The 22627-nt window shown below is 56.3% G+C and carries 23 protein-coding genes; 8 read left to right on the forward strand and 15 right to left on the reverse strand.

Annotated features, from left to right (window positions below; genetic code table 11):
* Nucleotides 1–142 precede the first annotated feature (142 nt).
* The 3 genes from PVT68_RS10005 to pilG all read right to left on the reverse strand — a co-directional run bounded on the left by PVT68_RS10005 (nt 143) and on the right by pilG (nt 1702).
* Nucleotides 143–685 carry a chemotaxis protein CheW gene (locus tag PVT68_RS10005; protein ID WP_280317646.1) on the reverse strand — a complete coding sequence of 181 codons (543 nt, stop codon included), beginning with the start codon at nt 683–685 and terminating at the stop codon, nt 143–145.
* Nucleotides 686–703: 18 nt separating this feature from the next.
* A complete protein-coding gene (pilH, locus tag PVT68_RS10010) occupies nt 704–1066 on the reverse strand; it encodes a twitching motility response regulator PilH (RefSeq protein WP_280317647.1) in 363 nt (120 codons plus the stop codon).
* A 240-nt stretch (nt 1067–1306) separates the two neighbouring features.
* Nucleotides 1307–1702, reverse strand: coding sequence for a twitching motility response regulator PilG (gene pilG, locus PVT68_RS10015; RefSeq protein WP_105102769.1), 396 nt, complete (start codon nt 1700–1702; stop codon nt 1307–1309).
* A 415-nt stretch (nt 1703–2117) separates the two neighbouring features.
* On the opposite strand from pilG, the gene gshB reads away from it, so the two are divergent.
* The 8 genes from gshB to PVT68_RS10055 all read left to right on the forward strand — a co-directional run bounded on the left by gshB (nt 2118) and on the right by PVT68_RS10055 (nt 10129).
* Nucleotides 2118–3074 (forward strand): glutathione synthase, encoded by a 957-nt coding sequence (gshB, locus tag PVT68_RS10020; protein WP_280317652.1) that lies wholly within the window; start codon nt 2118–2120, stop codon nt 3072–3074.
* Between the two features lie 82 nt (nt 3075–3156).
* Nucleotides 3157–4098, forward strand: coding sequence for an energy transducer TonB (locus PVT68_RS10025; protein WP_280317654.1), 942 nt, complete (start codon nt 3157–3159; stop codon nt 4096–4098).
* Nucleotides 4099–4132: 34 nt separating this feature from the next.
* Nucleotides 4133–4726, forward strand: coding sequence for a YqgE/AlgH family protein (locus tag PVT68_RS10030; RefSeq protein WP_280317656.1), 594 nt, complete (start codon nt 4133–4135; stop codon nt 4724–4726).
* A 147-nt stretch (nt 4727–4873) separates the two neighbouring features.
* Nucleotides 4874–5311: a Holliday junction resolvase RuvX gene (ruvX, locus tag PVT68_RS10035; RefSeq protein WP_280317658.1), complete on the forward strand. Its 438-nt coding sequence runs from the start codon at nt 4874–4876 to the stop codon at nt 5309–5311.
* 57 nt (nt 5312–5368) lie between these two features.
* Nucleotides 5369–6343: a hydroxymethylbilane synthase gene (hemC, locus tag PVT68_RS10040; RefSeq protein ID WP_280317659.1), complete on the forward strand. Its 975-nt coding sequence runs from the start codon at nt 5369–5371 to the stop codon at nt 6341–6343.
* 19 nt (nt 6344–6362) lie between these two features.
* Entirely contained in the window at nt 6363–7154 is a 792-nt protein-coding gene (locus PVT68_RS10045; protein ID WP_280317661.1) for a uroporphyrinogen-III synthase, read from the forward strand.
* 183 nt (nt 7155–7337) lie between these two features.
* A complete protein-coding gene (locus PVT68_RS10050) occupies nt 7338–8879 on the forward strand; it encodes a uroporphyrinogen-III C-methyltransferase (RefSeq protein WP_280317663.1) in 1542 nt (513 codons plus the stop codon).
* Entirely contained in the window at nt 8876–10129 is a 1254-nt protein-coding gene (locus tag PVT68_RS10055; RefSeq protein WP_280317665.1) for a heme biosynthesis protein HemY, read from the forward strand. The genes PVT68_RS10050 and PVT68_RS10055 overlap by 4 nt, the downstream gene beginning before the upstream one ends.
* A gap of 145 nt (nt 10130–10274) precedes the next feature.
* Here the strand turns inward: PVT68_RS10055 and PVT68_RS10060 are convergent, their stop codons facing one another.
* The 12 genes from PVT68_RS10060 to metX all read right to left on the reverse strand — a co-directional run bounded on the left by PVT68_RS10060 (nt 10275) and on the right by metX (nt 22369).
* The gene (locus PVT68_RS10060; protein WP_280317667.1) at nt 10275–11183 is read right to left on the reverse strand and encodes an FkbM family methyltransferase; all 909 of its coding nucleotides are present in this window, start codon (nt 11181–11183) and stop codon (nt 10275–10277) included.
* A gap of 732 nt (nt 11184–11915) precedes the next feature.
* Nucleotides 11916–12314, reverse strand: a complete 399-nt coding sequence (locus tag PVT68_RS10065) for a hypothetical protein (protein WP_280317669.1) — start codon at nt 12312–12314, stop codon at nt 11916–11918.
* Nucleotides 12315–12351: 37 nt separating this feature from the next.
* Nucleotides 12352–12945, reverse strand: coding sequence for a pyridoxamine 5'-phosphate oxidase family protein (locus PVT68_RS10070; protein WP_280317671.1), 594 nt, complete (start codon nt 12943–12945; stop codon nt 12352–12354).
* A gap of 642 nt (nt 12946–13587) precedes the next feature.
* Nucleotides 13588–15051 carry a 4-hydroxy-3-polyprenylbenzoate decarboxylase gene (gene ubiD, locus PVT68_RS10075; protein WP_280317673.1) on the reverse strand — a complete coding sequence of 488 codons (1464 nt, stop codon included), beginning with the start codon at nt 15049–15051 and terminating at the stop codon, nt 13588–13590.
* Between the two features lie 191 nt (nt 15052–15242).
* Nucleotides 15243–15524 carry an RNA recognition motif domain-containing protein gene (locus PVT68_RS10080; RefSeq protein WP_280317674.1) on the reverse strand — a complete coding sequence of 94 codons (282 nt, stop codon included), beginning with the start codon at nt 15522–15524 and terminating at the stop codon, nt 15243–15245.
* Nucleotides 15525–15821: 297 nt separating this feature from the next.
* Entirely contained in the window at nt 15822–17081 is a 1260-nt protein-coding gene (gene rho, locus PVT68_RS10085) for a transcription termination factor Rho (RefSeq protein WP_280317676.1), read from the reverse strand.
* A gap of 446 nt (nt 17082–17527) precedes the next feature.
* Nucleotides 17528–17854 (reverse strand): thioredoxin TrxA, encoded by a 327-nt coding sequence (gene trxA, locus PVT68_RS10090; protein WP_280317678.1) that lies wholly within the window; start codon nt 17852–17854, stop codon nt 17528–17530.
* A gap of 148 nt (nt 17855–18002) precedes the next feature.
* Nucleotides 18003–19229, reverse strand: coding sequence for a radical SAM family heme chaperone HemW (gene hemW, locus PVT68_RS10095; RefSeq protein WP_280322499.1), 1227 nt, complete (start codon nt 19227–19229; stop codon nt 18003–18005).
* Between the two features lie 53 nt (nt 19230–19282).
* On the reverse strand, nt 19283–19924 hold the full coding sequence (gene rdgB, locus PVT68_RS10100; RefSeq protein WP_280317680.1) for an RdgB/HAM1 family non-canonical purine NTP pyrophosphatase: 642 nt from the start codon (nt 19922–19924) through the stop codon (nt 19283–19285).
* Between the two features lie 103 nt (nt 19925–20027).
* The gene (locus PVT68_RS10105; RefSeq protein ID WP_280317681.1) at nt 20028–20477 is read right to left on the reverse strand and encodes a DUF4426 domain-containing protein; all 450 of its coding nucleotides are present in this window, start codon (nt 20475–20477) and stop codon (nt 20028–20030) included.
* A 129-nt stretch (nt 20478–20606) separates the two neighbouring features.
* The gene (metW, locus tag PVT68_RS10110) at nt 20607–21197 is read right to left on the reverse strand and encodes a methionine biosynthesis protein MetW (RefSeq protein WP_280322500.1); all 591 of its coding nucleotides are present in this window, start codon (nt 21195–21197) and stop codon (nt 20607–20609) included.
* Nucleotides 21197–22369 carry a homoserine O-succinyltransferase MetX gene (metX, locus tag PVT68_RS10115; RefSeq protein ID WP_407666149.1) on the reverse strand — a complete coding sequence of 391 codons (1173 nt, stop codon included), beginning with the start codon at nt 22367–22369 and terminating at the stop codon, nt 21197–21199. The genes metW and metX overlap by 1 nt, the downstream gene beginning before the upstream one ends.
* Between the last annotated feature and the right edge of the window lie 258 nt (nt 22370–22627).

The following is a 22627-nucleotide window of genomic DNA, read 5'->3' on the forward strand; positions in this document are numbered from 1 at the left end:
ACAAGGGATATTGCCGGGGGCGGGGTAACGGCCCGCTCCCTATAGAGGTGTAACGCACTAAATGCGCTTCACCTCAGTAACCTTTGGGCAGGGTTAAAACCAGGCCCGCGAGTACGTACCACCAAAAACAGAAAGCCGCAGCTCAATGAGCCGCGGCATCCGCAAATTGAAAATCACCTATCAGGGCCTGCAGGTCGAACACCAACCAGCGCCCCTGCTGCAACACAAACTGGCCGCTGACCATGGGTGCAAACGGCTCCGCCAGGTCAGCTGGCGGCATCTGGCCATATTCCAGAGCCAAATGCTGCATACCGTGCAGCTCATCGACAATCAGACCCGCGTACACCTTATCCCGCTCCAGTACCAACACCCTGCGACGCTGGCGCGGACTGGTCAGGTGGCCGCCGAAAAACGCCGCCATATCGAACAGCGGCAGCAAGCGGCCACGCACGTTGGCCACCCCACGCACCCAGGGCTGAACCCCGGGAATGAAGGTGTAGTGGGGCACTTCCAACAGTTCCACCACATCTTCCATGGCGGCAACGAAACGATGGCCCAACAGGGAAAAACCAATGCCCGTCCAGTAAGGCTTAATTTCCTGGCGAGCAGGCAGTCCCTGCGCTTGTGCTTTCGCACGCCGGGCTATATCAACCAGTGCGAGATACGGGGTAAGTGTGGAATGCACGGAGGTTCAATGCCGGCCTCAGGCCAACACCTCTTCGATGGTGCCGAGCAGCTTACTCTCGTCAACCGGCTTGGTCAGGTAAGCACGCGCGCCCTGGCGCATACCCCATACGCGGTCGGTATCCTGGTCCTTGGTGGTTACGATAACAATCGGAATCCCACTGGTTTCGTCGCCCTTGCTCAGCTGACGGGTAGCCTGAAAACCATTCAGCCCCGGCATAACGATATCCATCAGGATTACATCAGGACGCTGCTCGCGGGCCGTGTCGACGCCGCTCTCGCCACTGGTGGCAGTAAGCACCGCGTGGCCGTTTTTTTCCAGAATGGTGGTCAGCTTGTGAGTTTCGGTTGGCGAATCATCTACGATAAGAACTCTGGCCATGTTTCCCCCGAGATAGTGTTTCCCACCCGACTGATCGCTTACATCCGGGTGACTGTTGTTGCTACAGGCCGGACGCCGAAATCGACGTCGCGACCACACGCTTTGTTATATGAAGTTGACTTTTGTGCCGTGCGGAACTTTTTTGCTTTTATTTAATGGTTCCAGCGCCAAAGAACGAGAATTTGGCACAGTCTACGCCATTTCCGCATAGCCTTTCACACAAAAAATGAGATACGAGTCTCAAGCTGCATGGTGAGGCTTTGCGTGCGCAGAAATTGCCCCCAGCAGTTCGCTTTTGCTGAAAGGCTTGGTCAGGTACTGGTCGCACCCCACCACACGACCTTTCGCCTTGTCGAACAGGCCATCCTTACTGGAGAGCATGATGACCGGCGTACTGCGGAATTCACTGTTGTTTTTGATCAGCGCGCAAGTCTGATAGCCATCAAGGCGCGGCATCATAATGTCTACAAAAATGATGTCGGGACGTGAATCGGCGATCTTTGCCAGCGCATCGAAGCCATCGGTAGCCGTAACCACCGTACAGCCTGCTTTCTGCAGCAGCGTCTCGGCGGTGCGACGAATAGTTTTACTGTCGTCGATCACCATCACGGTGAGACTTTCCCAGTTGAGCTCCATAGTGTTCCTGAATCCCCTTTACTTATTTTTCCAGGCGCTGCGTAAAACGCGGTAAATCGTCATCCATCGCAGCGCCTTATGCGCAACCTCTTAACGGGGTCCGATCGTCGCCGCGTTCAGTCGAGAAGTGCTGTAACCACCACTGCGTGCTGGCAAGCGCAGATCAAGGCAAACTTTTATCACAGATACCACAGTGAATCTAGCGACGACCGGAGCCCATGGGGACCAATGATCAATTTGTGAGCAATAGCGCAGTTATAACTGACTGAAACGCGCAAGCCGGCCTTGCAGACTCACTCTACTACTTTTAATTTAGCGGCTCTGAGTTTTCGATGAACAACAAGCGGACACTGGAAAGAATACCCCTGTGCCGCTATTTCCCTCCCGCTGCAACATCAGATTTACGGACTGCCCTATGAGCCAGACCCTCGGCGTGGTCATGGACCCGATCGCCAACATCAACTACAAAAAAGACACCACCCTGGCAATGCTGCTCGCCGCCCAGCGCGCAGGTTTCGAACTGGTGTATTTTCTGCAATCGGATCTGTATCTGGACTGCGGCAAACCAATGGGGAACGGCTCACCACTACAGGTGTTCGAGGATCCCGACAACTGGTTCAAACTGGGCGAGCGCAACCCCGTACACCTGGGAGATCTCGATGTGCTGCTGATGCGGGTCGACCCACCCTTCGACAACGAGTACATCTACTCCACCTACATCCTTGAAGCCGCCGAGCGCGCTGGCGCCCTGGTGGTCAACAACCCCCAGTCCCTGCGCGACTGCAATGAAAAAATCTTTGCCACCTATTTTGGCGAATGCTGCCCGCCGCTGATTGTCAGTCGCGACATGCAGCAGCTACGCGCCTTCCACGCAAAACACAAAGACGCGATTTTCAAACCGCTAGACGGCATGGGCGGCACCGGCGTGTTTCACGTCAAACCGGACGGCGGCAATCTCGGTGCCATTCTGGAAATGCTCACCGACAACGGCAAGCGCCAGATCATGGGCCAGCGCTATATTCCCGAAATCAAAGATGGCGACAAGCGCATTCTGATGGTGGATGGTGAACCGGTACCCTACTGCCTGGCGCGCATCCCCGAAGCCGGTGAAACCCGCGGCAATCTGGCGGCCGGGGGCCGCGGCGAAGCACGCCCCCTGTCCGAACGGGACCTGTGGATAGCCCGCCGGGTCGGCCCTGAACTAAAAAAACGCGGACTGCTGTTTGTCGGTCTCGACGTCATCGGCGACTACCTTACCGAAGTGAATGTCACCAGTCCGACCTGCGTGCGCGAAATCGATGCCGCCTACGGTACCGACATCGGCGGACTATTGATGCGCGCGATCACAGACCAACTGGTTCAAAAAGGGTAAACTCACCCCTCGCCGCCGCAACCGGGTATCGACACATCCGGGCGGCGGCAGTTTCACGGCAGTAGTAAAAGCAATAACCACAATGACCGCAGCAGCCAGCCAATCCAGAGCCGAGACCAATCCGTCGGCACCCATTCCGGCAACCCCCACCACCCAAGGGGACCGTTTTACCTTTGCGCTGTTTCTGGCCTGCGCAATGCACGCATTGATCATTTTTGGTGTAGCCTTCTCCGCACCGGAGGCCCGCGAGGCGCCCCCCACACTGGAAGTCACCCTGGCACAGCACCGCGCCCTCGATGCACCAGAAGACGCCGACTACCTGGCCCAGCACAACCAGCAGGCCAGTGGCACTGCCGATACCCCGCAGGAGCTTTCCACCGACCGCCGTGCGGAAATCGCAGACACCAGCATTCGCCAGGTCAGCCCCCTGCCGCAACAGCAAGCGGCGCGCCCCGCAGACCAGTTGCGCCAGCTGGTGACCACCATCGGCGACAGCCCTTTCAGGGCTCCGGAACTGCCTGCGGAAGACAAGCGCTCGGAAGAAAAGCGCGGTGATGCCCCCACCGATCTGCCACCCACCAACCCCGAGATCGCCAGCCTGCAGGCGCGCCTGGACAAGATCCGCCAAACCATCGCCCAGCGCCCACGGGTGCGCCGCCTTACATCGGTAGCGACCAAAGCCTCAGCAGATGCCGCGTATCTGCACGACTGGCGCCAGAAGGTGGAAGCCATCGGCAACGACAACTTCCCCGAGGAGGCGCTCGCGCGCCAGATCACTGGCGACCTGCGTCTCATGGTACGCCTGCTGCCCACCGGGGCCGTGGAGGAAGTGGTCATCCTCGAGTCCTCTGGCGAACGCATCCTCGACGACGCCGCACAGCAGATAGTGCGCCTGGCGGCCCCCTTTGCACCTTTCCCGCCGGAAATCCGCAAGCAGGCAGACCGCCTGGAGATTATTCGCACCTGGCGCTTTGAAATGACCGGTTTCTCCACTGCTGCCGGCAAATCCGACAATCGCAGTTGACCCAGTCCGGGCCAGCTAACGCTAAACTACCCCCATGCCTTTCAAACAATCCCAGAATATCGACAGCGATCTTACCCACAGCAGTCTGCGCGGGCAGTTCCTGATCGCCATGCCCGGCATGCAGGATCCGCGCTTCAAACAGGCGGTTACCTTTATCTGCGAGCACACCAGCGAAGGCACCATGGGGATCGTCGTCAACGCCCCCAGCCGTGTGACCTGGAAGGAAGTCTTTGCCCAGCTGTCCCTCGACGACGCCAGCCTGCGCGGCGACGAACCGGTGCTGGTAGGCGGCCCGGTAGCTCAGGAACAAGGATTTGTACTGCACGGTCGCGGCATGCAGTTTGCGTCCACAGCAGAAGTCTCCGAGCACATCAGCCTTACCGCATCCAAGGACATCATTGAATCCCTCGCCGCCGGTCGCGGGCCAGACGACGTACTGCTGGCACTGGGCTACGCAGGCTGGGGGCCCGGGCAGCTGGAAGAGGAAATCACGGAAAATGCCTGGCTCACCCTGCCCGCAGAACCGGAAATCCTCTTCGCGACCCCCTGGGAAAAGCGCTGGCAGACTGCCGCAGCCCGCCACGGTATCGACCTGAGCGGCATTGGCACCCAGTCCGGCCATGCTTAAGAAACCTCACTAAAACTGCTGCGCCGGAGCATGGCGGCGCTGGTGCGCCAGCCCGGTCACAATTCCCATGTAGTTCAAGTACACTCCGCTTGCTCCGCTCCAGCGCACAAGCGCCATGCGCACTCGCTACGTTTTCCCGAGGTTTCCTTGTCAAAAAGCAACAATCCTATTACTGCCCTGGCCTTCGATTTCGGCACTAACTCCATCGGTCTCGCCTATGGCCAGAGTCTGACCGGCAGTGCACGCGAGTTAGACCCGTTGCCTGCCAAAGACGGCAAGCCCGACTGGGCGCGGGTGCAGCGCATTGTCGATGAATGGCAGCCCAGGGTATTGCTGGTGGGGCTACCGCTGAATATGGACGGCAGCGAAAGCGAGTTCAGCGCCCGCGCGCGCAAGTTCGGACAGCGCCTGCACGGACGCCTCGGCCTGCCCGTAGAGTACGCCGACGAACGCCTCAGCACGCGCGCCGCCAAGGAAGAAGCCCGTGACCGCGGCCACCGCGGCAACTATGCAGACCAGCCGGTAGACTCCATTGCCGCGCGCATCTTTCTCGAAGACTGGCTGCGCAAGTACAGCGGTCAGTAATTGCCCGCACAAGCTGTTAGACTTGCCGCGAATTTTCAACAGACCCGACTTCCGCGCATGTCCGACAACGTCACTATCTCCAGTCCCGCCATCCGCAAAATCCGTATCGCCACCCGCGAGAGCGCTCTCGCCCTGTGGCAGGCCAACTACGTCAAGCAGGAGCTCGAACGCCACCACCCCGAGCTCACCGTCGAGCTGCTGCCGATGACCAGCCGCGGCGACCAGCTGCTGGAGATCCCACTCGCCAAGGTCGGCGGCAAGGGCCTGTTCGTGAAGGAACTGGAGAAAGCCATGCTCGATGGCCGCGCAGACATCGCTGTGCATTCCATGAAAGACGTGCCGATGGAATTCCCCGAAGGCCTCCACCTGGCGGTGATCTGCGAGCGGGAAGACCCCCGGGATGCCTTCGTCAGCAATCACTACAACACCATAGAAGCCCTGCCCCAGGGCGCCGTGGTAGGTACATCCAGCCTGCGCCGCCAGTGCCAACTGCTGGCCCTGCGACCCGACCTGCAGGTGAAATTCCTGCGCGGCAACGTCAATACCCGCCTCGCCAAACTTGATGCGGGTGAATACGACGCAATTATCCTCGCCGCTGCCGGTCTTCTGCGCCTGGAAATGCGCGACCGTATCGCCGCATTTATCGAACCGGAAACCCTGTTGCCTGCCGGTGGCCAGGGCGCCGTAGGCATCGAGTCCCGCCGCGATCCTGCCTTGGAAGCACTGCTGGCACCGCTGCACCACACCGAGACCAATTACCGCCTGATCGCCGAGCGCGCCATGGTGCGCCGTCTCAACGGCAGCTGCCAGGTGCCGATCGGCTGCTACGCCACTCTTCATCAAGCAAGCGACCAAACCAGTAACCAAACCAGTAGCGAGCTATATCTGCGCGGCCTGGTGGGCAGCCCCGATGGCGCCACCATGCTGAGTGGCGAGGTGCGCGGTGGCATTGACGAAGCCGAAGCCCTGGGCATCCGCCTGGCAGAACAACTGTTGCAGGCCGGCGCTGACAAAATCCTCGCAGCCATTTGAATCGCGGCAAGCGCTATCCATGACCAAACCCACAGCAACACCGCTCGTCGGCCAGCGCATCCTGATCACACGCCCCGTGCACCAGTGCGGGGGGTGGCGCGACCTGCTGCGTTCACAAGGGGCCGATGTAGACGCGGTACCCCTGTTGGAAATCGTGCCGATTAAAGAGGGGGATGGGGCGCAACAGATCAAGAATCTGATCATGGATTTCGACCAGTTCGACCATGCCATCTTTGTGTCCCAGAACGCCGTGCAATACGGTTTTGATTGGCTGGATGACTACTGGCCGCAGCTGCCACAGGGGCCCCGCCATTACGCCATCGGCGCCGCTACCGCCCGCGCCATCCGTACCCGCGGGGCGGAACCGGTGACGGACAATATCGATACTGCGATGGACTCCGAAGCTCTGCTGGCGCTCCCGCAATTGCAACACCCGGCGGGCCAGCGCGCGATTATTTTTCGCGGCCAGGGTGGGCGCACCCTGATTGGCGACACCCTCATAGAGCGCGGCGCGCGCCTCGATTACTGCGAGCTCTACCGCCGCCTGCTGCCCACCAGCGCGCAACAGCAGTTGCACGACTACCGCTGCACGCCCGACGCGATCACCGTGCACAGCGGTGAAACCCTCGACAACCTGCTTCAGGCGTTACAGGCCAGCGGCCGCCAAGATCTGCTCAATCCACCGCTCATCTGTCCCAGCGAACGCGTCGCCGGGCACGCCCGCACACTCGGCTTCACCCGTGTATACGCCGCCGCCAATGCCAGCGACAGTGCCATGCTTGAGTCTCTCGAGGCGGCTTTACAGTCCTGACGGCGCCCAAATTACGCCTGTCCGGGTAAAAAATTTCATTTCCACGCCAGACTTCGTATAAAGAACAACTTCTGTCGCTATAATTTGGCGACAAAATTTCTATCGGGATCAGCCTGTCCGCCGCTGTCCCGACACGCCCGGCATCCCCTTACGTGCCGGCATCCACCCTGAGCAAGCGAGTCCATGAGCGATAACAAAGCCCCGGCTTCCTCCGACAAAGACGACGGTAATAACAGCAAAAACGAAGACGTTCCGATGGTGACGCAAAAAGTCGAGCCCAAAAGCAATTTCGCCAAGGCCGCCGAAGCCGGGAAACAGGGCAAGGGTGAATCCAGAACTACTGGCGACCAAAAAGGCACGACCACGCCACCCCGTACACGCGCGGCCAAAAAAGGCCGCGGCTGGATCTGGTTCTGGCTGTTTGTGTTACTACTGATCGGTGCAGCCGTCGCTGCCTGGCACCTGATCCCCGGTGTCCGCCAACAAATGAGCCAGCAGCTGCAGCAGCTACCGGTGGTGGGCAAACACTTTGCCAGCGATGCGACGTCAAGCGCGCAGAGCGCCGACACAAGATCAACTTCGGCCCGCGACCAGGCGGAATCTCCAAGCACCGTCGCGGACCAGACACCGCCGCGCGACAGCAGCAACTCAGCCTACACCGCCGGCAATCAGCAAACGACAACCTCCGGGCAGGCCGCAACCAATTTGCCCTCGGTTACTGCGCCGGCAACAACCGGAACCGACACACAGCAGGTCACTCAAGCGGCTCCCGAGCAATCCGGCCAGCCACCGGTGCCGTCTGCGACGTCTCCGGTTCCGCCGTACCACCAGAATACGCAGCTGATCAGCGAGCTGCGCCAACAGCTCACCCAGCAAAATCAGACCATTGAGCAGCTGCAACAGCAACTGGCAGGGCTGCAGCGCAACGTCACCGCCCAGGGCAACCGCCTCAGCCAACTAGGCAACGCCAGCCGTGAAGACTGGCAACTGGCGGAGGCGGACTATCTGCTGCGCCTGGCCAACCAGCGCCTGATGCTGGAACAGGACAGCCGCGCCGCTCTTGGCCTGCTGCAGCAGGTGGACACCATTTTCCGCAATGTAGACCTGCAGGATCTGTACGGCGTGCGTCAGCAGCTGGCCCGGGATATCACCGCGCTGAAACTTGCAGAAGACGTGGACCGGGAAGGACTCTACCTGCAACTGCGCGCCCTGGAAGAGCAGATGATAAAGCTCAACATCCAACCCAAATTTGACCTCGCCAAACGCGACGCCGCGACAGCCCAAGCCCAGGCAGACAATACGGATGTGGGTGAAGCCCATTTCCGCTCCAGCTGGGATAACTTCGTCAGTTTCCTCAAGGACTCAGTGCGCATCCGCGACGCGGAACTGGATCCGGTGCTTCTTTCACCACAAAGCGAAACCCGCTTCCGCCAGAGCCTGCGCCTGAATATGGAGCAGGCAGAACTTGCGGTATTGCGCGCGGACGAAACCGTCTATATCGACGCGCTCAAGCACGCGCGCCAGTTGCTGGTGGAGTACGGCATCGACACCCCCCAGCGCCAGGCAATCCTGCGCGAACTGGAGGCGCTCTCGCAACAGAAGATCCAGGTAGACCTGCCCAATCTCAATGGCACCCAGAGCGCTCTGCGCAACTACATCGACAGGCTGCACAAGGTTTCTTCCGGCCAGTCCCCGGAAACCACTGACGGAGGCAGCCTCCAGTGAAACGCTTCCTGTTTTTAACCCTGGTACTACTGCTGGGCGGTGCCCTGCTGGCCGAAGCCATGCGCACCTACCCCGGTTACCTGCTGCTGATGGTGGGCGGTGAAACCGGCAAGCGGATCGAGATGAATCTGTGGGTCGCAATCGGCGGCCTGACCCTCGGCATCCTCGGCCTGTTCCTGTTTTTCTGGCTACTGCGCAGTCTCGCGCGCGCGATCGGCGGCAGTGTCAGCCGTATCCGCTTCGGCCGCAGCCGCATGGCCCGCCGGCGCCTGACCAACGGCCTGGTGGAATACATGGAAGGTAACTGGGCCCGCGCGCGTCGCCTGTTACTGAAAAGTGCGGCCCGCTCAGATGCACCCATCATCAATTATCTTGCCGCGGCCCGCAGCGCCTTTGAACTGGGCTACCGGGACGAAGCCAACGAGCTGCTGGCCAAAGCCGAAGCCACCGGCGACGATACTCAGCTCGCCGTCGCTATCAGCCAGGCGCGCATGCAACTGCTGGATAAGCACTATGAGCAGTGTATCGCCAGCCTGCAGCGCGCCATGCAGGAGGAACCCAACCATCCAGCGCTGCTGCAGTTGCTGCGCCAGGCCTACTACCACATCGGGGAATGGCACGGCCTGCGCGAACTGCTACCGCGACTGGAAAAGCACGGCACCATGTCCGAGTCCCAACTGCAACAGCTGGAGCTGGAGGTGTATCAACACCTGCTGCAGGATGCGGCCAACCGTAACGACAGGGAAAAACTTCGGGAAACCTGGCAAAGCCTGAGCGGTCGCTGGCAACGCAATATCGAACTGCGCAACCAGTACGCTGCGCTGCTGCACAAGGTAGGAGAAGACCTGGAAGCAGAAAAACATCTGCGATGGATCCTGAACCGCGAATGGCGCGCTGACACTGTGCGCCTGTACGGCTATCTCACCGGCGCCGACGCCAGCCAGCAACTGGCGGTAGCCGACAGCTGGCAGAAGGAATACGGGGAAAACGCCGACCTGCTCACCTGTCTCGGCCGCCTGTGCCTGCGCAATGAAATCTGGGGCAAAGCCCGGCAGTACTTTGAAAAGAGCCTGCTACTGCGCTCGGATCCCGCGACTTCCGCGGAACTGGCACGACTGCTCTACGCCCTTGGGGAAAAGGAACACGCCGCACGCCTTTATGAAGAAGGTTTAATGCAGGCCGTATCGGACTTACCGAAATTGCCTCTGCCCGACCAGAGTACGGGGATACTGAGCAGCCGAGCGCCCTGATAAACGAAAACGGGAACCGCTTTCACCGCGCCCGTCCGTCCACACATATATGAGGCCGGACGGGCAACACTCACAAAAAAAGCACGCCAAAACTCAAGCGAAGTTGCGATCTTTCGCTACCTGCCCACGATCGTCAGATCTCTATTCACTGTGCAACCAGTTTGGCCAGTTTTGAATTCTCTGTAACCAAATCAGATCGAATCACCGCATAGTCGGTTACACCAGGCAACTGCCCCCCCGTAGGAACCAGCGTGGTAGACCAGGGAGATTTTTTGATACCGTAAATTCGGTACACATAAGGCTCGATTATCGTTTTAATTTCTTTGAATGCCGCCGCCTCAGACAAATGATTTTCAAAAACAATCGCCTTACACGCCCCGGACTCAATACAAGGTTTAAGTGACCTGAAGACCTGCGCTTCATGCCCCTCGACATCAATCTTGATAACGCTCGGCCAACCGAATCGAGATCTCTCAGCTATCTGAGATGCAGTTTTGATCTCGATCTCTTCGACTTCATCATTTTCAGTTATTTCTTGCACATGCAAACTCGCAGCACCGAAATTGGCATTCGGTACAACCAGAGTTAACTTCGCGGGTTCATCTCCGACACCGGCCTGGACGTATTCATAGCGACCGGCACAAATGGACTCCAGGTTCGCAACATTGTTAGCACGCAATTTTTGCTGTGGCTCTATGGCTACCACCTGTAACATTGGAAGTTTCGCAGCCAGGCTACTAAAACAGGCCCCTTTATTTGCACCTATATCCCAGAAAACTTCCTTGGCATTTGGATCACACGCCTTCTCCAGAACCTCAATCACTTCCGGATCAAACGACTTCAGAATAAAAAAATGCCAACCAACAAGATCATGGGGATCCAAAGTTACCTTGTGGGTATTAAGCGAAAACGTAACTGGCTTACCGCTCTTATTCCAAATCCGGGGAGACAGAATATCGAGAATTCGATGTTTACCGTGCTTTATAGGTATCCCGCGAAGCAGAAAGGAGAGAATAGACTCACTGAAAGAAATTTGACGAGCCTGCTGGTCCATAGCTTCTAATCCACCAACCATATTTCATCCCTGATAGCTTAAGGTTTATTCAGATTTCCTTGCACTGGCGGGCTCTTGCAACTGCGCACACCCTGCCCACCCAGTTATTTTTTGTTATTTCACGAATCGTTCGTATAAATCGATCATAAATCGGTTAACAGCCAACATCTAGCTGTGATTCAGCATGAACTAAATTTACAGATAGCTTCCGCCCGAAAGCCCACTGTTCTTTACCTCATATGATATATAGTCACATTCTCACCAATATTAATTATTGTCACAAAAATTACACGGGAAAGAATGAGCGCACTCGAAAATGGATGCAGTGCTCTATTAAAATTGAGTCGGCAGATATTCAATCAATTGCCCATTCGGCCGATCAAAATTCAACCACACCATTTTCATTAAATCATCCAGTAGGATTACGATCATACGGCAATCCAGAATCAGATATGGCCTATAGCGAGAATACTGCTTCCAACTTTGATCGAGATTTAGGCTAATATGCCGACGCAGCAAACATAACCCAACAAAAAATGTTCAGCGCACTATAAAAGAGCGAAACGGCAGTAATCTACACCGAAGATTTGTGCCCGCATTAAAAAGTATCGTGCATTCTCAACAATTATTTTATTTTCGTGTGTGCAAACAAGCTTCGTCGCTATTTATACCCTTCCCTTGAAAAACGAGGCGAGCTATGGAGCAGGCATCATTCACATTCAGTCCAGAGAGTCACTCCACTCTACGCCAAACCTCATATTCAACTCGCACTCCATCTTTCCAGCGAGAATTGTGCCAGTACTGATTTTCTATTTTCACATCAAAAACAAATTCAGATCCGGATTCTTCACCAAACGAGTTGAACTTCAATTTTTCGGTATATTTCCCGTCCTTCACTTTATAAGTCCCAGATCCCGACGCCCAAAATTTATCGCCCTTCATAGAGGTAAAGCTAAAATGTGAATTAGAAATTATTTTCAAAGACTTGAACCCGAGGCCACTGTAATCAACCAACTGTCCATCGCCATCGATATATTCACCAGAATCCAACTCCCAAACGCCAACCAGGCTCTGTGCTGTAACTATCGAACTCAAAAAAAACACAAAAACAAATAAAACTATATTTTTCATGGAACTCTTAGTCTCTCAGCCAAAATATAACCGACCATCATTCAACCGAAAATTTCTCACCACTCGGCATTACGCCCTTTATACCAGCTCGGTCCAGTATTTCTGTCTCGAAACCATCAATACTTTGCTGATTTTTTTTAGCCCAATACTTCTCGATGCCATCCGTGCCTTGCTTTTCCGACCATTTGGCCAAATCGTCTCGATCGCCTTCATAACCAAAATAGGGAACTGACATCCCACATGAAGACTGAACCAGACTGACAGCTAAAACAAAGATCTGTCTTGCAGCCACACTGAACGGGAATTTAGAACCATATTTCCCCCAATCCTTATCCGTCTTATGCAGAACCCTGGCTTCACCATAGGCCCTCAGGATTAAAGGCTTACCTTTAAAAGCACAAAACATCAATGTCATTCTGGAGTTTTTCAACACGTGAGAAGCCGACTCATTCCCGCTCCCTGTGAGATTCAACCAGGCAATCTCTTTAGAATTAATTACCCGAAGTGAATCTCCTCCTTTCGGAGAAACGTTGACGCTTCCTGTTTGGGCTGCCGTCCCGACAAAGTATATTTTTTGCTCAGAAATAAACTGGATGTGACGATCATTTAACTCTGAATATTGCTGCCCCACTGAATCCTCCTTAATTCACTACAATCCGCTATAAAACCAACCATATAGTGCCGCCAACCTGGGCAGCTTGTTGTGCTTTACTTACCCGCTTTGACCGCCTCGAGAAATCCGATCTAACTTAAATTTCGTCACTTATATATCCGCCAGTTAAATATCTGGACAACCTAACACCAACCATAATGGAAAACACACAGGTACACACAGTTACCAGATAATAAGAAAAAATTTCCGCGTTCACCGGGGCCCAGAAAGTCGCAATCACAAATCCGGAAACAACCCCGACTCCCAGCCATGTACAACTCAGACTGAGCTTTCCTGAATACTTTTCCAACATCCCCAGGATTAGTGTGTAGCCAGCGAAAATCACCATGGTTACCGGGAGATCCACCATCCACATCAAAACTCTAACCAGGGCGCGGCATGAATCAATCTCGAAGGTTTCCCGACAGGGTCCAACAACAGGCTCCCAACTTACATTTAAGAAAATGCCGCCAAATAGAATGGGAAATAAGATCACGTATATGAACAGACCCACCCAACCGAAAACAACATTTAACACCCGATTCATGTAAAGCACCTGGCGCCCCCAAATACGATTCAGTTATTTCTCCGGGAGCCCCCCAAACCGCTACCCCTCGGCGATCACAAACCGAGATCTTTCCAGATTTCATCTATTTTTCTTGTGACTTCCGGGTCTTTGACAATCGGCCTGCCCCACTCTCTGGTCGTTTCCCCTTCCCATTTATTGGTGGCGTCGAAACCGATTTTTGAGCCGAGGCCAGATACCGGAGAGGCAAAATCGAGATAATCGATAGGTGTGTTTTCCACCATGACGGTATCCCGCGCAGGGTCCATTCGGGTGGTCATGGCCCAGATCACGTCGTTCCAGTCCCGCGCATTGACGTCGTCGTCGGTGACGATGACGAACTTGGTATACATGAATTGTCGCAGGAAGGACCACACTCCCATCATCACGCGCTTGGCGTGCCCCGGGTACTGCTTCTTCATGGTGACCACCGCGAGGCGGTAGGAGCAGCCCTCTGGCGGAAGGTAGAAATCGACGATCTCCGGGAATTGTTTGCGCAGAATCGGCACGAAGACTTCGTTCAGTGCTTCACCGAGTACCGCTGGTTCATCGGGTGGGCGGCCGGTATAGGTGCTGTGGTAGATGGGATCTTTGCGGTGGGTGATCTTCTCGACGGTGAACACCGGGAAGCGGTCCACTTCGTTGTAGTAGCCGGTGTGATCCCCGTAGGGTCCTTCATCAGCCATATCTTCGGGGTAAATAAATCCCTCGAGTACGTATTCGGCGCTGGCGGGTACCTGAAGGTTGCTGAGGCGGGCCTCGGCAACTTCGGTTTTGCCGCCGCGCAGCAGGCCGGCAAAGGCGTATTCTGACAGCGTATCGGGCACCGGGGTAACCGCGCCGAGAATTGTCGCAGGATCGGCGCCGAGGGCGACAGCCACCGGGAACGGCTCGCCGGGAAAGCTCTGCTGCCATTCGCGGTAATCCAGTGCACCGCCACGGTGGGAAAGCCAGCGCATGATCAGGCGGTTTTTGCCGATCAGCTGCATGCGGTAGATACCGAGGTTCTGGCGCTTCTTTTCCGGGCCGCGGGTAATTACCAGAGGCCAGGTGACCAGCGGCGCGGCATCGCCGGGCCAGCAGGTCTGGATCGGCAGTTTGTTGAGGTCGATGGCATCGACGTCCAGCTCAATCTGCTGGCTGGCGGCCTTGCTCACCACCTTCGGCCCCATGTTCATAACCTGTTTGAAAATGGGCAGCTTTTCCCAGGCGTCCTTCAGGCCCTCCGGGGGCTGGGGCTCCTTGAGGAACGCGAGCAGCTCGCCCACTTCCCGTAATTCTGCAACGGACTCACGCCCCATACCGAGGGCGACACGTTCGGACGTGCCGAACAGATTGGCGAGTACCGGGGTGTCGTAGCCGGTGGGATTTTCAAACAACAACGCTGGGCCGCCGGCACGCAGTACACGGTCGGCAATTTCAGTCATTTCCAGGTAGGGGCTGACGGGGTGTTTGATACGTTTCAGTAGGCCGCGCTTTTCCAACAACTGGATAAAGTCGCGCAGGTCTTTGTATTTCATCGGTTTCCTGGCTGTGGACCATATGGCGGAGACTGGTCGGCCAGTGTAAAGCAGTCAGCAGGAAATGGGGAATTTGCACCACACCAGATCGGCGGGTAGAGCGGGAGAAGGGAGAGCCTGAGAGCGGCGAGAGCCCGACAACAACCCGCAGCAATGCTGCGGGCTGCCTTGCTTCTAGGTGACGCTAGGTCTTAGAAGCGGGGACGACGCGGGCGGTCGCCGCCACGGTCTTCGCGCGGCTTGGCTTCGTTAACACGGATGTTACGGCCAGACAGCGGCTTGTCATTCATTTCTTCGATTGCCTTACGCGCTTCGTCGTCGTTCGGCATTTCTACGAAACCAAAACCTTTAGAACGGCCAGTTTCCCGGTCAGTGATTACAGTAGCCCGGGAGATTTCACCGAACGCACCAAATGCTTCGTGCAGATCGTCAGAGGTAACGCCGTAGGCCAGATTTCCGATATAGATATTCACTAAAATGTCTCACATGAGTCAGTGGGCTGTCGGTCGATTCACAAATGAGTAACCAGCACCACCACGTTACTCGTCTGAGATTGGTCCAGATTCAGTCGACTTCCCAGTCGCCTGAGACCAATTCGGTCAGCGCTGGACATTGGTTCAGCGCCACAATGTTGGCCTTTATATGCTTAACGCCAAGCCGTTTCAACAGATTTCGGCGCAATTTCACGCCTTATTTGTCCTATTGCAACATTCATCCACAGAATGCAAAAAAGGCTGACAACTATCGTCAGCCTTTATTCAGTTGGGGAATTATTTCCGTTTCATGGACAGGAAGAACTCGTCATTGGTTTTGAAATCCTTCAACTTGTCGATGAGGAATTCGGTCGCCGCCAGGTCTTCCATATCGTGCAGCAACTTGCGCAGGATCCATACTCGCTGCAATTCGCCTTCCGGCATCAGCAACTCTTCGCGGCGAGTACCGGAGCGACGTACGTTGATGGCCGGATAGACACGCTTCTCCGCGATCTTGCGGTCCAGCTGCAGCTCCATGTTACCGGTGCCCTTGAACTCCTCGAAGATCACCTCATCCATTTTGGAGCCGGTATCGACCAGCGCAGTAGCGATAATGGACAGGCTACCGCCCTCCTCGATGTTACGCGCTGCACCAAAGAAGCGCTTGGGGCGCTCCAGGGCGTGGGCGTCCACACCACCGGTCAGCACCTTGCCGGAGCTGGGTACCGTGGTGTTGTAGGCGCGCGCCAGACGGGTGATAGAGTCGAGCAGGATCACCACGTCTTTCTTGTGTTCTACCAGGCGCTTGGCCTTCTCAATCACCATCTCCGCAACCTGCACGTGACGCGCCGGCGGCTCGTCGAACGTAGACGCAACCACCTCACCGCGCACGGAGCGCTGCATCTCGGTAACCTCTTCCGGACGCTCATCGATCAGCAGAACAATCAGATGACATTCCGGGTTGTTGCGGGTGATGGCCTGGGCCATGTTCTGCAACATGATGGTTTTACCGGCCTTGGGCGGTGCCACGATCAGACCGCGCTGGCCTTTGCCGATTGGGGCAATCAGATCGATGATACGGCCGATAAGGTCTTCGGAGGAGCCGTTTCCGCACTCGAGGGTGAGGCGATCATTGGGAAACAGCGGGGTAAGGTTTTCGAACAGGATCTTGTTGCGAGCATTTTCCGGTTTGTCGAAGTTGATGTCGCTGACTTTCAGCAGTGCGAAGTAGCGTTCACCTTCTTTCGGCGGGCGGATCTTGCCGGAAATGGAGTCACCGGTGCGCAGATTGAAGCGGCGAATTTGGCTGGGAGAAACGTAAATATCATCGGGGCCGGCGAGGTAGGAAGAGTCGGCAGATCGCAAAAAGCCGAATCCATCCTGAAGAATTTCCAGTACACCCTCGCCGTAGATGTCTTCACCGCTTTTGGCATGGCGCTTCAGGATATTGAAAATAATGTCCTGCTTGCGCGAGCGGGCGAGGTTTTCAAGGCCCATGCCCTTGGCTATTTCAATCAGTTCTTCAATGGGTTTGGTTTTTAATTCAGAAAGATTCATACCAATTGCTTTATTAAGGTTTCTTCTATCAGTTGGTGCGGACGCACCGGAAATTTATGCGGGGGGAGTTGCAAGCTCGATGTTGATACAGCCCGTAACGGATTGCCGACGGACAAACTGACCAAACGCAATTCTTCACTCGCTGAAAAACACCACTCACCAGGTAACGGATTAACGTTTGCATTGGCAAGCCGATATCGGCCTGGGTGCCTGGAGAGATGTTCAACTTGAGGAGTTTGCGCCGGAGAGGCTGTGTCGACAGCGGGGTTGGCGACTTGGCTCAGGTCTGTACTGAACAGTTAATTTGATTAATAGGCAGTATAACGGCAGTTTGACATCCTGCAAGGGCTATTTAGCACGCTTGAGGCGCCTTGTTGGGCGCAATAGCCAGTCATACCCAGAAGCCCACAACGACGAAGGGCGCCCGCTGGCGCCCCTCACTGGAATCAGATCTGGCTGTCGATGAACTCGGTCAGCTGGGCACGGGACAGAGCGCCCACTTTAGTGCCTTCCACATTGCCGCCCTTGAACAGCAGCAGGGTAGGAATGCCGCGCACGTTGTACTTGGCTGCGGATTCTTTGTTGGAATCCACGTCGACTTTGACGATTTTCAGCTTTTCGCCGTAGTGACCCGCCAGATCTTCCAGTACCGGGGCGATCATCTTGCAGGGGCCACACCACTGCGCCCAGAAGTCGACCAGTACCGGGCCATCCGCCTTGAGTACTTCGGCTTCAAATTCTGCATCTGTAATGTTGACGATGTTCGCGCTCATATTGCTTTCCTGTGGTTCTATGTCTTCAGCCTGGGGGCCGTGCTGGCACACATAATAAGTAGCGCCCGCTGGCCCCGCAAGGCAAATGCTGTCGCCGTTATCGGCATTCCCCCTGTATTGGGGCGAGCAGGCGCGGATTCAAGCCCGCTCAGTCCCGCGGTAGAAACCGCTGCAGGATTTCGTCTATATAGTCATATCCGAATTGGCTGGTAGTAATTCGGGGCCCCAGGGGCTCCACCAGCTCCATAGCCCGCAGACTCCGCCACTCGCGCTCGAGCACGGCCAATGGCAAGCCGGTATAGGCGGAGAAGGTTTCCACCTCGACGCCCCCCTCCAGCCGCAGGGCATTCATCAGAAACTCCACGGGCAGCTCCGCCATCGCTACCGGGCTGGTTTTGGGCAATGGGAACGCCTCACCGCCATCGCCCGAGCCCGTAGACAGCCCCAGGGATAAATAATCCCGGGGGGTGCGGGTGCGCTGGGTACGGATAATCTGCCCGATGTCCGGAAGGGTAAATTTGCCGTGGGCACCTGCTCCAACACCGATGTAATCTGCAAATGACCAGTAATTGAGGTTGTGCCGGGAGGCCCGTCCCGCGCGGCCGTAGGCGGAGACTTCATAGCGCGCATAGCCGGCATCACCGAGATACGCTCTGCCCGCGCGCTGGATTGCTGCGATCTGTGCCGAGCCCGGAGTAACCGGAGGTGCGGAGTAAAACGCAGTGTTCGGCTCGATGGTCAACTGATACCACGAGATATGCTCCACACCCAGCTCCACCGCGCGCTGTAAATCCTTCAGCGCATCGGCTTCCGTCTGTCCCGGCAGGCCGTGCATCAGGTCGATATTGATATTGCTAAAACCCGCGGCACGAGCCTGGGTAGCCGCAACTTCCGCCTCTGGCCCGGTGTGGATACGCCCCAGATTTTGCAGCTGCAGCGGATCGAAACTCTGCACACCGATGGACAGACGATTGATTCCCGCACTGTGGTAACCGGCAAATTTCGCCTGCTCAAAGGTGCCAGGATTGGCTTCCAGGGTAATTTCAATTCCATCCTGGAAGCCGATCAGCGCTTCGGCAAGGTCGAGAATACGGCCGATCGCTACGGGAGAGAACAGACTCGGTGTCCCGCCACCGAAAAAGATCGAGCCTAGCCTGCGCCCCTGAACCCACGGCAACTGGCTGCGCAGGTCACGCTCCAGTTGGTCCACGTACTCTGCCTCGGGCACATGGTTGCCCGCGGGTTCGCTGCCGATAGCGTGGCGGGTGGTCACATGGGTGCCCGGAGTGACCTCGTGAGAGTTGAAGTCGCAGTAGGGGCATTTGCGCACGCACCAGGGGATGTGCACATACAGGCTAAGTGGTGGCAGCCTCATCAGGGAGGCCTCAGTATTGGATAGCGCCGTTACGGGTGTATTCACGGTAAGGCTCAGATCAGCGTCTTGCCGGTTTCCACGTGCTGCTGTTCCGGAAGCACCATTTCTTCATGCCACAACTGTTCGAATTTCTTCACCGCCTGTGCGCGGTGGCTCAAGCGGTTTTTTACTGTGCGGGGCAGTTGCGCCGACGTCAGTTTTTCTGTGGCCACATAGAATAGCGGATCGTAACCAAAGCCCTGATCGCCCGCCGCACGGGTAAGAATCGTTCCCTGCCAGCGCGCGCTGCACACCAACGGTACCGGGTCATCCGGGGTGCGCACAAAGGCCAGTGCACAGTGGAAGCTCGCGCTTCGCTTCTCCAGCGGCACGCCTTCCAGTGCGTCGAGCAATTTCTGGTTGTTGTCCTCATCGCTCGCACCCGGGCCAGCATAACGGGCAGAGTAAATCCCCGGAGCACCACCAAGCACATCCACTGCCAGTCCGGAATCGTCCGCCAGTGCCGGCAAGCCACTGGCACGACTGGCATGGCGCGCCTTGATCAAGGCATTTTCTATAAAGCTGAGCCCGGTTTCTTCCGCTTCCTCATCCACAAATTCCGACTGTGGCAGCACCGCGATCTGCCAGCCGGCAAACAGCTCGGAAAATTCTTTCAGCTTGCCCGCATTGCCGCTGGCGAGAACAATCTTGTCCATAGTGAATATTTTTGGTTTACCAATAAAAAACAGCGAGCGTAGAGGCCCGCTGATTGCTGCACTGCACTATACCGGGCCAGCTCTTGTAAAGCTGGATACCGGCTCAGTTCTTGTGAAGCTGACGACGAAAAGTAAGCTGTCGGTTGCTGCCATCGGGCAACACCAGATCAATATTAAATGTCAGACTTTCTTCGTTCTCGAAGCGGAAAGGTGCCAGATAGTAAACTGCGTCCTGGTCGCGAATTTCCTGAAAAGGTAATGATCGCGACTGCTGGATCAGGTTGGTGGCGGTGCCGGAAACACCCGCACTCATCCCTTTGATCCCGCCTTTTTCGGTAACCGAAATATTCACAAACGCGCGGTCGCGGGCACGTACGAGATTATAGTTACGCGCCACATCCGGAGGGATAAAGTCACTATTGAACACGGTATAAGTCACCCGGTAATCACCGAAATCCTCGTGACTTTCAATCGTGCGGGCACTTTGCGCCGCCGTTGCGACCGCCCAAAATAGCAGCGTAATGGAAATGATTGCAGCAAACAGACGTTTCACGGCGTCCTCCTTTGATTGAATTGTTCAGTACGGTTCGCGCTCGACCCTTTCACGCTGTGCCTCCGACGTTGTTACTGGAGACCTGCCCGCACCGAAGACGGCGCATCAAACAACCTTCTGCCCATAATATTAGCGAGTCAGATGGTAAATCGCTGTCTCTCCGAATAGATTCGGCAAAAAGTCCTTCAAGGCCGCAGAAACCTTAGACTCCGAAACCACCTGACGGTGAAGAATCTGCCAGTTATGCTGGCGGCAGAGCACTTCAAAATCCCTGAAAGTACAAAAGTGAATATTGGGCGTGTCATACCATTCATAAGGCAATAAGTCAGACACAGGCATACGTCCGGAGAAAGCCAGGTGCCAGCGCGCCTTCCACTGCCCGAAATTGGGGAAGGTGATAATGCATTCACGCCCCACCCGCAGCATTTCCTCGACCGCCAGATGGGGGAAACGCAACGTCTGCAGTGCCTGACTCATGACTACGGTGTCAAAACTGTGATCGGCAAAATTGGCAAGTCCCTTGTCCAGGTTCTGCTCCACAACACTGACGCCGCGCTCGATACATTTCTGGATTTCGGCCGGGTCTATTTCCAGGCCGTAACCACTGACATTTTTATGCCTGCTCAAGCGTTGCAACAGTGCGCCATCACCACATCCCAGATCCAGCACACGGCTTTTTTCCGGGATCCAGTTATAAATGATATCGAGATCCTTGCGCATCATGACAGCACCCCGCTTTGCCCTTCTTTCGCGACATTATCCATGTATGCGGAAAATATTTTCTCATAGCGCTCGTTGGGCAATAGAAACGCGTCGTGTCCCATGGGTGACTCCACTTCGGCGTAGCTCACCGGAACATTGGCATGCATCAATGCATCGACAATTTCCCGCGAGCGCTCCGGGGCAAAGCGCCAGTCAGAGGTGAACGATACCAGCAGGAATTTACACCGCGCATGAGAAAAGGCTTTTACCGGGTCGTTGTCGTATTCCCTGGCGAGATCGAAATAATCCAGAGCCCGGGTCATCAGGATATAGGTATTGGGATCGAAGCTACCGGAAAACGAATCGCCCTGATAGCGTAGATAACTCTGTACCTGGAATTCCACCAGCTCTTCCACGCCCTGCTCGAACGTGCCCGAGCGCAATTCACGCCCAAACTTTTTGCCCAGTCCGTCATCGGACAGGTAGGTGATATGTCCGATCATGCGCGCTACCGCGAGACCGTCCCGCGGCAGGGTGTTATTTTCCAGATAGCGGCCATCGCTGAAATTCGGATCGGAAGTAATGGCCTGGCGTGCGGTCTCGTTGAAGGCGATATTCTGGGCGGACAGCTTCATCGCCGACGCGATCACCACACAGTGGCGCAGGCGCTGCGGATACTCCAGCGACCAGCGCATCGCCTGCATGCCGCCGAGACTGCCACCAACAACCGCAGCCCAGCACTCGATACCGAGCAAATCCGCCAGCTGTGCCTGGCTGTGCACCCAGTCCCGCGCGCGCAGGGGCGGAAAATCCGGGCCCCAGGGTCTGCCGGTCTGTGGATTAATCGACGCCGGGCCAGTGGAGCCGTGACAACCGCCGAGATTGTTCAGTGCCACCACAAAGAATTTGTTGGTATCGATAGGTTTGCCGGGACCGATATAGTGATCCCACCAGCCGGGGCGCTTGTCACTGGTACTGTGGTAACCAGCGGCGTGATGATGGCCAGACAGGGCATGGCAGATCAGCACGCCATTGCTCCTATCCGCATTCAGGGTGCCGTAGGTTTCATATCTCAGAGTGTATTCATCGAGCACCCTGCCGCAGGCCAGTTTGAAGGGCCCGGGAAAAGTGTGGCTCTTGGGCTCAACGATACCCACCGAGTTTGCGGGCAGATCTGCCGTGTTTCCCAGATTGGGAGATTGCGCTTCCGTGGTCAAAATCTTTCGTGCGTGGTTGGTTGGCGGGGGGCCAAGTTTACGGAAGCTCGCGGGAGGAGTACACCGTTTGCGTCGGGAACCCCGGGAGTGATGTGCCCCGGATCACTGTCAGGCCGCCGGAGGATCCTCGACAAAGCTCGCGTGTACGCTTCCGGATCTTCCATAGACGAGGTGGCTGAGACAGGGTTGCTGCCGATAAGATACTCTTTCTCGGCAGCCTCGCCCGAGCCC

Source organism: Microbulbifer bruguierae (assembly GCF_029869925.1).
GTDB classification, from domain to species: domain Bacteria; phylum Pseudomonadota; class Gammaproteobacteria; order Pseudomonadales; family Cellvibrionaceae; genus Microbulbifer; species Microbulbifer bruguierae.